Annotated in this window: 9 protein-coding genes and 3 pseudogenes; 6 read left to right on the forward strand and 6 right to left on the reverse strand. The window is 63.3% G+C overall.

The genetic code is table 11. The annotated features are described in order from the left end of the window. The first annotated feature begins 96 nt into the window (after positions 1–96). Entirely contained in the window at positions 97–1,038 is a 942-nt protein-coding gene (locus NLY44_RS24715) for an LLM class flavin-dependent oxidoreductase (RefSeq protein ID WP_023806214.1), read from the forward strand. Then, on the forward strand, positions 1,035–2,285 hold the full coding sequence (locus NLY44_RS24720; protein WP_023711321.1) for an LLM class flavin-dependent oxidoreductase: 1,251 nt from the start codon (positions 1,035–1,037) through the stop codon (positions 2,283–2,285). Before NLY44_RS24715 ends, NLY44_RS24720 begins: the two co-directional genes overlap by 4 nt. 12 nt (positions 2,286–2,297) lie before the next feature. On the opposite strand, the pseudogene xdhC reads toward NLY44_RS24720, so the two are convergent. The 4 genes and pseudogenes from xdhC to uraH all read right to left on the reverse strand — a co-directional run bounded on the left by xdhC (position 2,298) and on the right by uraH (position 7,615). Beyond that, a pseudogene (xdhC, locus tag NLY44_RS24725) lies at positions 2,298–3,316 on the reverse strand (xanthine dehydrogenase accessory protein XdhC). Between the two features lie 74 nt (positions 3,317–3,390). Then, positions 3,391–5,756, reverse strand: a pseudogene (gene xdhB / locus NLY44_RS24730) (xanthine dehydrogenase molybdopterin binding subunit). Continuing rightward, entirely contained in the window at positions 5,756–7,237 is a 1,482-nt protein-coding gene (xdhA, locus tag NLY44_RS24735; RefSeq protein WP_023732616.1) for a xanthine dehydrogenase small subunit, read from the reverse strand. Before xdhA ends, xdhB begins: the two are co-directional and overlap by 1 nt. 3 nt (positions 7,238–7,240) lie before the next feature. After that, positions 7,241–7,615 (reverse strand): hydroxyisourate hydrolase, encoded by a 375-nt coding sequence (gene uraH / locus NLY44_RS24740; RefSeq protein ID WP_023683492.1) that lies wholly within the window; start codon positions 7,613–7,615, stop codon positions 7,241–7,243. 183 nt (positions 7,616–7,798) lie between these two features. On the opposite strand from uraH, the gene puuE reads away from it, so the two are divergent. From puuE to NLY44_RS24760, 4 genes are read left to right on the forward strand one after another with little or no spacing between them, the layout of a single operon-like run. Continuing rightward, positions 7,799–9,217 carry an allantoinase PuuE gene (puuE, locus tag NLY44_RS24745; RefSeq protein WP_023732615.1) on the forward strand — a complete coding sequence of 473 codons (1,419 nt, stop codon included), beginning with the start codon at positions 7,799–7,801 and terminating at the stop codon, positions 9,215–9,217. A 32-nt stretch (positions 9,218–9,249) separates the two neighbouring features. Then, the gene (locus NLY44_RS24750; RefSeq protein WP_460221660.1) at positions 9,250–10,107 is read left to right on the forward strand and encodes a bifunctional allantoicase/(S)-ureidoglycine aminohydrolase; all 858 of its coding nucleotides are present in this window, start codon (positions 9,250–9,252) and stop codon (positions 10,105–10,107) included. Then, on the forward strand, positions 10,104–10,604 hold the full coding sequence (locus NLY44_RS24755) for an ureidoglycolate lyase (protein ID WP_023755801.1): 501 nt from the start codon (positions 10,104–10,106) through the stop codon (positions 10,602–10,604). Before NLY44_RS24750 ends, NLY44_RS24755 begins: the two co-directional genes overlap by 4 nt. Positions 10,605–10,607: 3 nt before the next feature. Further along, entirely contained in the window at positions 10,608–11,201 is a 594-nt protein-coding gene (locus tag NLY44_RS24760; RefSeq protein WP_023671383.1) for a nucleoside deaminase, read from the forward strand. A 10-nt stretch (positions 11,202–11,211) separates the two neighbouring features. Here NLY44_RS24760 and NLY44_RS24765 read toward each other — a convergent pair whose 3' ends face one another. Next, the gene (locus NLY44_RS24765) at positions 11,212–11,523 is read right to left on the reverse strand and encodes a BrnA antitoxin family protein (RefSeq protein ID WP_023671384.1); all 312 of its coding nucleotides are present in this window, start codon (positions 11,521–11,523) and stop codon (positions 11,212–11,214) included. Beyond that, positions 11,510–11,756, reverse strand: a pseudogene (locus tag NLY44_RS24770) (BrnT family toxin). The gene NLY44_RS24765 and the pseudogene NLY44_RS24770 overlap by 14 nt, the downstream one beginning before the upstream one ends. Positions 11,757–11,927: the final 171 nt, after the last annotated feature.

An 11,927-nucleotide genomic window follows, 5' to 3' on the forward strand; every position in this document is an offset into this window, starting at 1 on the left:
CCCAGTCGCCAGGGTTGTCTTACAAGCAGGTGACCTTAGGGTCGCATACGCTGCCCTATGATCGATGGTCCCATGCCGACTGACCAGCAAGCCACAATGCATCTTGCCGTTTCGCTCAACATTACTTCCGGGCAGCCGCTCGGGTTTAGCGACCTGGCCGGCTTTGCCAAGCAAGCGGAAGCGGCTGGGCTGGACATGATTGTCCTCGATGATTCCGCGCCGAACAGCGCCGGGTCGAGTTCTTTCGAAGCGACGACCTTGCTGGCGGCGCTGGCGACGGTGACAAGTCGGATCGGCCTTGTCGCTGCAGCCTTGACGGTCGCTCACCAGCCGTACAATCTGGCGCGCCGTTTTGCTTCGCTCGACATCATCAGCCATGGCCGCGCCGGCTGGCACGCGACCATGGCGCAGGCGCCAGGGGAAGCCGCCAATTTCAGCCGGCCGGATGGATTTTCGGACGATGTGTTCCGCCGCCGCACGCAGGAATACATTGGCATCGTTCAGCGCCTGTGGCAGGGCTGGGATGCCGACGCGCTGCTGTTCGACAAGGCCGGCGGCCGCTTCCACGATCCCGAAAAAATGCACCTGCTCGACCACAAAGGCGAATTTTTCTCCGTGCGCGGGCCGCTGAACGTCGCGCGCTCGCCGCAGGATACGCCGGTGCTGGTGCTGTCCGGCCTGTCCGAGGCCGACTTGGATATCGCCGCCCGCACCGCCGATGTCGTCCTGCTGGACAGACCCACAGAGGACGCCAAGGCGCGCCATGACGATCTCAAGCGCCGCGTTGTGGCCTGCGGACGCGATCCGGGTGCGGTCAAGCTGCTGCTGAACGTTGGCGCAGATGTCGCTGCTAACGCGCTCGAAACATTGTTCAGCTCGCAAAGCTGCGACGGGTTCAACATCGCAATACCGCCTGCCGCGATTGACGGTTTCATCGGCCGCGTGCTGCCGGAATTGCAGCGCCGCAGCCTCGTCCGCCCGGATTATCCCGGCACCATCTTGCGCTCGCATCTCGGATTTGCCGGAGGAACGCAATGACCCGCCAGATGAAGCTTGGCGCCTTCCTGTGGGCGACGGGCCACCACATCGCCGCCTGGCGTCACCCCAAGGCGCATGTTACGGCAGGCATCGACATCGATCATTACATCCAGCTGGCGCGCACGGCGGAAGCGGCAAAGTTCGACATGGTGTTCTGCGAGGACGCCGCCGGTCTGCGCGAAGCCAATGTCGGCATCGCCAGCCAGACCTCACGCTCGATCGGCTTCGAGCCGATCAGCCTGCTGTCCGCGCTCGCCGTGCAGACCAGCGGCATCGGCCTCGTTTCGACGGCGTCGACCAGCTACAACGAGCCCTACGGTCTGGCGCGCACCTTTCTGTCGCTCGATCATCTGAGTGGTGGCCGGGCTGGCTGGAACCTGGTGACGTCGGCCAGCCCCATCGAAGCCGCCAATTTCGGCGCGATGGGCCTGAAACCCCATGCCGACCGCTACGAGCGGGCGCGCGAATTCGCCGAGGTGGTATCAGGACTTTGGCAAGGCAGTGGCTTTCACGGTCACAACGGCCAGAGCTTTTCGGTGCGCGACCCGCTCGACCTGCCGCGCTCGCCGCAGGGCGCGCCGGTGATGGTGCAGGCCGGCGCCTCGGATGTCGGCCGCGACCTTGCCGCCCGCACCGCCGACGTCGTGTTCACGGCGGCGCAGACCCTCGAGGAAGCCAAGGGCTTTTACGACGACCTCAAGGGCCGTATGGCTGCCTATGGGCGTCAGCCCGACGACATCAAGATCATGCCGGGCGTCTCCCCCGTGGTGGCGGAAACCGAGGCCGAAGCGCGGGAGAAACAGGAGGAATTGCAGGCGCTGATCCCCGACGATGTCGGCGTGGCGCTGCTGTCCAGCTATCTCAGCATCTCCGATCTCGGGAGCTATCCGATCGACGGACCGATGCCCGAGCTGCCGGAGACCGAGGGAATGAAAAGCCGCCAGGCGCTGGTCATCGAACAATCGCGCCGCGACGGCCTGTCGATCCGCCAGCTTGCGCGCCATTTCGCCGGCGCACGTGGCCATTGGCGTATCGTCGGCACGCCGGCGCAGATCGCTGACGAATTGCAGGCGCGGTTCGAGGGCGGCGGCGCGGACGGCTTCAACGTCATGCCGTCATACTTCCCCGGCGAGCTCGATGCCTTTGCCACGCTGGTGGTGCCGGAACTGCAGCGGCGCGGACTGTTCCGTCGGGAATACGAAGGCAGCACCTTGCGAGATCATCTCGGCCTGAAGCGGCCTGCTTAGCCGCGCCGAAGCTTAGCCGGCCATCATCTTGTGCTGGACTTCATGGTCGGCATTCGGCGCGGTGTTGTGAACGACCAGTGCCGTCATGATCTCGGCTGCCGCGAGCGCCGCGATCACCGGCGGGCGCTTGTCCCTGACGGCGTCGCCGCCGATCGGGGAGACGAGGCGGGCCAACTCAGCCTCCGTGCCATCCGCCGATTTCAGGAACCAGTTCCTGAACGTCGCTCTCTTGGTTTTCGAGCCGATCATGCCGACATAGGCCGCGTCGTCGCGCTTCAGCGCCTCGGCGACGATGAGGAAATCCAGCGCATGGTCGTGGGTGAGGATGGCGAAGGCGGTGCCGGCGGGGGCGTTTCGCACCTCGGCCTCGGGCATCGGCGTCAGCAGCGTCTCGACGGTTTCCGGCATGCCTTCCAGCGCTTCGGCCCGCGTCTCGATGACGACACCACGCACGGGAAGAAGTGCAACGGTCGAGGCCAGCGCCTGGCCGACATGGCCGCCGCCGAAGATATAGACATGCGGCAGGTGGGCTTCCTCGGCTTCTGCGGCCGCGATCAGCTCGGCAGCAAGCGCGGCATCGACGATACGGATCAAGACTTCGACGCGCCCGCCGCAGCACTGGCCGATCTCGGGACCTAGCGGCACGTCAAGCGTGGCGCGGACTTCATCGACCGCGATGCGGGCTTCTTTACCCTCCCCCTTGTGGGGAGGGTCGGTGAGCGGACGCCGCGTGGCGGCGTCCGCGAAACGGGGTGGCTTGGCACGATCGTCCGCACCCCACCCCGGCCGGCTTCGCCGGTCGACCCTCCCCACAAGGGGGAGGGTGAAGACCCCACCATCTGCCTCGCCTTGTCGATCGCCATGTACTCGAGCTGACCGCCGCCGATCGTGCCAAAAATCGCCGCCTGCGATACGAGCATGAAGGCGCCCTTCTCGCGCGGAGTCGAGCCTTTGGTGCCGGCCACTTCGACTAGAGCAAGCCGGCCGGCGCTGGCGAGAAAAGCTCTGAGGCTTTGCACTTTCGACTTCATATTTCGCATTCCCGTACGGGAAATATAGGGTTTTTCAGTCTGAATTGCACGTTTTGCCAGAATCCAGGTCAGAGTCAGGCGCTATTCTTGGCTTCACCCTTCAGCCGTTCGATCGCCATCAGCACCCGTTCTGGTGTTGCAGGAGCGTCGAGACGCGGACAGACCTTATGATCGGCCACACTTGCCACCGCGTCCGACAGCGCATGCAGCACAGACATGCCGAGCGGGAAGGGCGGTTCGCCGACCGCCTTGGAACGGTGCACCGTCGGCTCGTTGGCCTCCGGCCAGTCGGCCAGCGTGACGTTGAATATCTTCGGCCGGTCGGACGCGAGCGGGATCTTATAGGTCGACGGCGCATGCGTGCGCAGCCGGCCCTTGTCGTCCCACCACAGCTCCTCCGTCGTCAGCCAGCCCATGCCCTGGATGAAGCCGCCCTCGATCTGGCCGAGATCGATGGCGCGGTTCAGCGAGCGGCCGGTTTCATGCAATATGTCGGTGCGCTCGACGACATATTCGCCGGTCAGCGTGTCGACCGAGACTTCCGAGCACGAGGCGCCATAGGCGAAATAATAGAACGGACGGCCCTCGCCCTTGTCACGGTTCCAGTGGATTTTCGGCGTCTTGTAAAAACCCGCCGCCGACAGTTGGATGCGGGCCATATAGGCCTGCTTGACAAGGTCGGTGAAGGCGATCTCCTGGTTGCCGATGCGCACCCGGTTGGGCAGGAAAAGCACCTGCTCGCGCGGCACCTGGTATTTTTCGGCGGCGAAGTCGGTCAGCCGTTCCTTGATCTGGCGGGCGCCGTTCTGCGCCGCCATGCCGTTGAGGTCGGTGCCGGACGACGCCGCGGTGGCCGAAGTGTTGGGCACCTTGCCGGTGGTCGTCGCGGTGATCTTGACCTGGTCGAGGTCGATCTGGAACTCTTCCGCCACCACCTGGGCCACCTTGACGTAGAGGCCTTGCCCCATCTCGGTGCCGCCGTGATTCAGATGCACCGAACCGTCGGTGTAGACATGCACCAGCGCGCCGGCCTGGTTGTAGTGGGTGGCCGTGAAAGAGATGCCGAATTTGACCGGCGTCAGCGCCAGGCCGCGCTTGATGAAGCGGCTGTTGGCGTTGAAGGCCTGGATGATGCGGCGGCGCCCCGCATAGTCGGCGCTCGCCTCCAGCTCGGCGACGATGCGGTGGATGATGTTGTCCTCGACCGTCTGGTGATACGGGGTGACGTTGCGGCCCCGTCTTTATCACCACTGGTGCCATAAAAATTCTGCTTGCGGATTTCGAGCGGGTCCTTGCCGACGGCAAAGGCAACCTCGTCGATGACGCGTTCGGCGCCGACCATGCCTTGCGGGCCGCCGAAGCCGCGAAACGCCGTGTTCGACACGGTGTTGGTGTAAAGCGGCGCCGATTGCGCATGCACCGCCGGCCAGAAATAGGTGTTGTCGCAATGGAACAGCGCGCGGTCGGTGACCGGGCCGGACAGGTCCGATGAAAAGCCGCAACGCGCCGCGAACATGAAGTCGACGCCAAGAATGTTGCCGTCGTCGTCGAAACCTACTTCGTAGTCGACGAGGAAGTCATGGCGCTTGCCGGTGGCAATCATGTCGTCGTCACGGTCGGGCCGGATCTTGATCGCGCGATGGTGTTTCTTGGCGGCGATCGCCGCCAATGCCGCAAACTGGTTGCCTTGCGTCTCCTTCCCGCCGAAGCCACCGCCCATACGGCGGATTTCCACCGTGATGGCATTGCTCGGCACGCCCAGCGCATGGCTGACCATATGCTGCACTTCGCTCGGATGCTGGGTCGAGGAATAGATGGTGACGTCCTGGTCCTCGCCAGGAATGGCCACTGCGATATGGCCTTCGAGATAGAAATGCTCCTGGCCGCCGATGCGCATCTTGCCCTTCAGCCGGCGCGGCGCCGACTTGATCGCGGCAGCGGCATCGCCACGCTTCAGCGTGAGCGGCGGCGTGACCAGCTTGTCCTTGCGGGGGTCGAGATCGCCAATGTCGGTGACGAAAGGCAATGGACTGTATTCGACCTTGGCCAGCCGGGTGGCGCGGCGCGCCTGTTCGCGCGTCTTGGCAATAACGCAGAAGATCGGCTGACCATAAAACTGCACCTTGTGGTCGGCCAGCACCGGCTCGTCGTGTCGACCGGTCGGCGAAATGTCATTTTCGCCCGGAACGTCCTTGGCCGTCAGCACATCGACGACGCCCGGCGCCGCGCGCACCGCCGACAGATCCATTTTGCTGATCGTCGCATGCGTCGCCGTGGACAGGCCGAGGCAGCCATGCAGCATGCCCGCCGGTTCCGGCATATCGTCGATATAGACCGCGCTGCCGCTGACATGCTTGTGCGCGGAATCGTGGCGCTGGTCGGCGGCGACGCCACCGGAAATCTTCTGCGCCTTGAGATCTGGAGAGGCGTGCTTGTTCATCAGGCCGCCTCGTTGCGTGACACCTGGAACGGCGCCTTGCTGCCGCTGGTTTCGGCAAAAAAGCGCAGCAGCAGGTTCCTGGCCGCCAGCGCCCGGTATTCGGCCGATGCCCGCATATCGGTCAGCGGGGTGAAATCGCCGGCATATTCAGCCATGGCCGCTTCCACCGTTGTCTCCGTCCACGGCTTGCCGAGCAGCGCTTTTTCGACACCGAAAGCCCGCTTCGGGGTGGCCGCCATGCCGCCATAGGCGATGCATATATCGGCCACGGTTCCGTCCTTGGCCAAGTCGAGGAAAAAGGCGCCAAGGGCTGCGGTGATGTCCTCGTCGCGGCGCTTGGTGATCTTGTAGACGGCAAACTTCGTGCCCTTGGCCGGCACGGGAACGTGCACGGCCTCGACGAATTCGCCTGGCTGCCGGTCCTGCTTGCCATAGGCGATGAAGAAATCCTCGAGCGCGATGGTGCGCCGCTTCTTGCCGCGGCGCAGCGTCAGTTGCGCACCAAGCGCGATCAGGGGCGGCGGCGTGTCGCCGATCGGCGAGCCATTGGCGATGTTGCCGCCGATGGTGCCCATGTTTCGTACCTGTTCGCCGCCGATGCGGTCGAACAATGGCCCGAGCGCGGGGATGCGCTTGGCCAGTGTCGCGAAGGCGTCGGTGTAGGTGACGCCGGCGCCGATGGTGATGACGTCATTGTCTTCGGAGATCGCGCACAGCCCCTCGAGATTGCCGATGAAGACTACCGGTGAGATGTCGCGCATGTGCTTGGTGATCCACAGGCCGACGTCGGTCGAGCCGGCGACAACAGTGGCGCCGGGCTCCTTGTCCAGTACAGCGGCGAAATCGTCGACGTCAGCCGGCACAACCAGCCGCTGCTTGCCGGCGCCGATTTCGACGCGGGCACCGTCATGCATAGCCTCGAGCCTGGCGGTGATCGCCTTGCGCTCGGCCGCCAGCGGATCCTTCGCCGCCTTGCCGTAGCTGGAGATGGCACGCGCGGCGCGCATGATTGCCTCATAGCCGGTGCAGCGGCAAAGATTGCCTTGCAAGGCCTTCTCGATCGCCGCATTCGACGGGTCCGGCGACTTCATCCACAGGCCGTAGAGCGACATGACGAAGCCCGGCGTGCAGAAGCCGCATTGCGAAGCGTGGAAATCGACCATCGCCTGCTGCACCGGATGCAATTGGCCAGGCGCGCCGCGCAGATGCTCGACGGTGACGACATGGGTGCCGTCGAGCGAACCGAGGAAACGGATGCAGGCGTTGACGCTTTCATAAACCAGCTTGCCGGCGGACAATTTTCCGACCAGGACCGTGCAGGCGCCGCAATCGCCCTCGGCGCAGCCTTCCTTGGTGCCGCGCATCGAGCGGTCGAGCCGCAGCCAGTCGAGCAAGGTCGCGTCGGGCGCCACCGACGACAGCGCGACATCCCTGCCATTGAGGATGAAGCGGATCTCGTTGCGTATTGTGATCTTGGCCATGCGTCAGCTCCCCCTGTAGGTCGAGTAGCCATAAGGAGAGATAAGCAACGGCACGTGATAATGCACGGATTCCGCCATGCCGAAGCGGATCGGCACACTGTCGAGGAAGGCCGGTTCCGGCAGTTTGGTGCCCTGGCCGCGTAGATAGTCACCGGCGGCGAACACCAGTTCGTATTCGCCGAGGCGGAATTCCGCTCCTGCCAGCAGCGGCGCATCGCAGCGGCCGTCGGCATTTGTGACGATGGTCTTCAAATGTATCCGCGCGTCGCTCTCAAGATGATAAAGCGCGATCGACAGGCCCGCCGCCGGCTTGCCGGTCGCGGTGTCGAGCACATGCGTCGTCAGACGTCCGCCATCGGCTCTCGACGTTTCTGCCACTGGCGCCTCCCATTTCCGATACAGCCGAACAAAGCAGTGAATTGTGCGCCAATTAAAGGCGATGCATAAGTCCCGGTCGAGCGGAGCGGCACAAAAACACTTTCAAAAATTTCGGGGGAATGCGCAGGCACCCCTTTCGACTATCCTGATCACAACTTCCGGCGGTGTCCGGCAGGAGGGGCAATGCGTTACTCTAGAGACATGCGCGGCTACGGAGCCAACCCACCGGATCCGAAATGGCCAGGCGGCGCGCATGTGGCCGTGCAGTTCGTCGTCAACTACGAGGAAGGCGGCGAAAACTGCGTGCTGCATGGCGACAAGGCTTCCGAAGCCTTCCTGTCGGAGATCGTCGGCGCGGCGCCCTGGGTGGGCCAGCGCCATTGGAACATGGAATCGATCTACGAATATGGCGCCCGCGCCGGCTTCTGGCGGCTGCTGCGCCTGTTCAGTGAGGCTGACGTGCCGGTGACCTGCTATGGCGTCGCCTCAGCGCTTGCCCGCTCGCCCGACCAGGTGGCGGCGATGCAGGACGCTGGCTGGGAAATGGCCTCGCACGGGCTCAAATGGATCGACTATCGCGACCACAGCGCCGAGGACGAACGCCGTGACCTCGAAGCGGCGATCAAGCTGCATTACGAGGTGACGGGACAGCGCCCGACCGGCTGGTACACCGGCCGCACCTCGGTCAATACGGTGCGGCTGGTCGCCGAAGAGGGCGGCTTCGACTATGTCTCCGACACCTACGATGACGAACTGCCCTACTGGTTCGAGCACAGCGGCGGCACGCAGCTCGTCATTCCCTACACGCTCGACGCCAACGACATGCGCTTCGCCACGCCGCAAGGCTTCAATTCGGGCGATCAGTTCTTTGCCTATTTGAAAGACAGTTTCGACACGCTCTGTGCCGAAGGCAAGGCCGGGCGGCCACGCATGATGAATATAGGCCTGCATTGCCGCCTCGTCGGGCGGCCGGGCCGGGTGGCGGCGCTGAAGCGCTTCGTCGATTATGTGAAATCGCACGACAAGGTCTGGCTGGCGCGGCGCATCGACATCGCCAGGCACTGGCAGGAGCACCATCCCTACCAGCCGGCGGCGCTCAAGCCGTCGAAGATGGAGTTCGAGACCTTCGTACACACATTCGGCGGCGTATTCGAACATTCGCCCTGGATCGCCGAACGCGCCTTTGAGCTTGAGCTCGGGCCTGCGCATGACAGCGCCGGCGGCCTGCATAATGCGCTGTGCCGTGTCTTCCGCGCCGCCAGCGAGACCGAACGGCTCGGCGTGCTCAACGCCCATCCCGACCTTGCCGGCAAACTGGCCAAGGCCAAGCGACTTACTGCGGAATCGACGAAAGAACAGGCCTCCGCCGGACTCGACGCGCTGACCGACAAGGAACGCGAACTGTTCTCCAAGCTCAACGCCGCTTACGTCACCACCTTCGGCTTTCCCTTCATCATCGCGGTGCGGGGCAAGACCAAGGAGGAAATCCTCGCCGAGTTCGAGGCGCGCATCGGCAACAGCCGTGGCGTCGAACTCGATACCGCCTGCAAACAGGTCGAGCGCATCGCGCTGCTGCGCCTGAAAGACATGCTCCCGCTCTAATGAAATGACTGAGGGGTCAGGACCCAATGGATATGATCAAGACTGACCAGAAAACCTATTATGCACCGCATGGCGGCCATCCCGGCCAAAATGAGCTTTTGACCGGCCGCGCCGTCTTCACCGAGGCCTATGCCGTCATACCGAAGGGAGTGATGCAGGACATCGTCACCAGCCCACTGCCGTTCTGGGACGAGACCAGGGCCTGGATCATCGCCAGGCCGCTTTCGGGTTTCGCCGAGACATTTTCGCAGTACATCATCGAGGTCCTGCCCGGCGGCGGCAGCGACCGGCCCGAGCCGGACGCCGGCGCCGAGGGCGTGCTGTTCGTGGTTGAGGGCGAGTTGACCGTTTCGCTGGCTGGCAAGAAGCACGTGCTGCAAGCCGGCGGTTTTGCCTTCCTGCCGCCGGACAGCGGCTGGACGGTGCGCAACGAAGGTCGCGACGCCGTACGCTTCCACTGGATCAGGAAGGCCTATGAGGCCGTCGACGGCATCGACGCGCCGGAAGTCCTGTTCAGCAGTGACCAGCAAATGGCGCCGACGCCGATGCCCGGCACCGAGGGTCGCTGGGCGACGACCCGTTTCGTCGATCCAGCCGACATGCGCCACGACATGCATGTCACCATCGTTACGCTCGAGCCTGGCGCCGTCATCCCGTTTGCCGAGACGCATGTCATGGAGCACGGGCTCTATGTCTTGGAAGGCAAGGCGGTCTACCGCCTCAACCAGGACTGGGTCGAGGTCGAGGCCGGCGACTTCATGTGGCTGCGCGCCTTCTGCCCGCAGGCCTGCTACGCGGGCGGCCCAGGCAAATTCCGCTATCTCCTTTACAAGGACGTCAACCGGCACGCCAAGCTCGGCGGGGCGGGCATTGGCGGTCGCGCGCGGTGACCCGCATCACAGCGCGGCCGCTGACCCGCGAAAGCTTTGCCGGCTTCGGCGATGTCATCGACATGGGCGGCGGCAATCACTACCCGATCAATGGCGGCAAGACCGAGCGCTACCACAATCTCGCCACCGCTGAAGCCGCGGGACCGAATGCCCGCGTGCTGATCTCGATGGCGCGCGGCACGCCTTACGACCTGCCGCTGAAGCTGACCATGGTCGAGCGCCATCCCTTAGGCAGCCAGGCGTTCATCCCGCTGTCACCGCGGCCTTTCCTGGTCGTCGTCTGCCATGACGGCAAGGACGGTCCGCGCGAGCCGCATGCCTTCATCACCGCACCGGGGCAAGGCGTCAACTATCCGCGCAATCTCTGGCACGGCGTGCTGACACCACTCGGTGAAGCGCAGGATTTCGTCATCGTCGACCGCGGCGGTGACGGCTCCAACCTCCAAGAGTTCCATTTCTCGCACCCCTACGAAATCCATCTCCCCAACGAGACCTGAGAAATGACCGACATATCGCTGATCGACCGCCTGCTCGATGTCATCGAGCACGACATCGTGCCGAAAACGGCAGAGGGCGTGGCCCATGGGAACAAGCTGTTCGGCGCCGCCATCCTGCGGAAGGGCGACCGCTCGCTGGTGCTGGCCGAAACCAACAACGAGATGGAAAATCCGCTCTGGCATGGCGAGGTGCACTGCCTGAAGCGTTTCTATGAAATGCCGAAAGCCGAGCGCGTCGACACCAAGGACGCCATCTTCATCGCCACGCATGAGCCCTGCTCGCTCTGCCTGTCGGCGATCACCTGGACCGGCTTCGACAATTTCTACTACCTCTTCAGCCACGAGGATTCACGCGACAGCTTTGCGATCCCGCACGATCTGAAAATCCTGAAAGAGGTCTTCACTCTCGATCCCGGCGGCTACAATGCCGAGAACGCTTATTGGAAGAGTTTTTCCATTCGCAGGCTGGTGCGGGCGCTGCCCGAGGCCGAGCGCGGCCGGCTTGAGGCAAGGATCGGCAATATTTCCACCCGCTACGACGAACTGTCCGGCGCTTATCAGGCGCGCAAGTCCGAAAACGACATTCCGCTGAACTGACGCGGATTGCCTAGCCTACCTTCGCGTTTTTCAGCACCTCGTTGATCCTGGCCTGCCAGCCCTTGCCGGTCGCCTTGAATTTACTGATGACATCCTGATCCAGACGGATGGACACGACTTGCTTAGGCTTCTCCACGGCTGGCCGGCCACGAGCACGCCTTATGCTCTCGAAAAGTTCTGGAAACACTTCCGCGAAAGGCCTGGCTTGCGCCAACTGTTCGTCTGTCGTCTCCGCATCGTCGGGATCATCAACAATTTGTCTTTGAATTTCCACTTCCTCCGCATCGGTAAGCGGTCGAACACGCGATTTAGGATTGTTCATATACTGACCTTTCCTTTCGGCTGGCACGGCGCATCGAGATCACCGAATCGCCTCCGAACCAAGCGGCTTGAAAATCACGGCCAGGATGATCTCTCGCCAATCGCCTTGAACCGGTCGGCCTTGGCTGGAAGGACGGTTGAAGTCGCAAAAAACTCAATATCGAGTTCGGCAAAATCGAGACCCCGGCTGTCCAGGTTCGTCACGCGCTTTGGCTCATCCCAAACGATGTTCAGGCGAAACCATCCTCATCACGTTGGGTTCAGGTAATAAATGTAATACATTAATTATAATCCTGCAACATCAGGGCAAAACAATCGGGCTACATATCGTGGCGTCGTCGCGGCGACACCGGCCGTCGCCCGTTTGACGTCATGACATGCCCGCTTCATGCGTCACTGACATCC

Origin of the sequence: Mesorhizobium sp. C089B (assembly GCF_030323125.1) — a bacterium.
Lineage (GTDB): Bacteria > Pseudomonadota > Alphaproteobacteria > Rhizobiales > Rhizobiaceae > Mesorhizobium.

What these genes read in the sequence shown, in the direction of transcription:
- xdhA (WP_023732616.1), bottom strand. Translation starts at nt 7,237, where the DNA reads ATGGCCAAGATCACAATACGCAACGAGATCCGCTTCATCCTCAATGGC.
- NLY44_RS24750 (WP_460221660.1), top strand. Translation starts at nt 9,250, where the DNA reads ATGATCAAGACTGACCAGAAAACCTATTATGCACCGCATGGCGGCCAT.
- NLY44_RS24715 (WP_023806214.1), top strand. Translation starts at nt 97, where the DNA reads ATGCATCTTGCCGTTTCGCTCAACATTACTTCCGGGCAGCCGCTCGGG.
- puuE (WP_023732615.1), top strand. Translation starts at nt 7,799, where the DNA reads ATGCGTTACTCTAGAGACATGCGCGGCTACGGAGCCAACCCACCGGAT.
- NLY44_RS24765 (WP_023671384.1), bottom strand. Translation starts at nt 11,523, where the DNA reads ATGAACAATCCTAAATCGCGTGTTCGACCGCTTACCGATGCGGAGGAA.
- NLY44_RS24760 (WP_023671383.1), top strand. Translation starts at nt 10,608, where the DNA reads ATGACCGACATATCGCTGATCGACCGCCTGCTCGATGTCATCGAGCAC.
- NLY44_RS24720 (WP_023711321.1), top strand. Translation starts at nt 1,035, where the DNA reads ATGACCCGCCAGATGAAGCTTGGCGCCTTCCTGTGGGCGACGGGCCAC.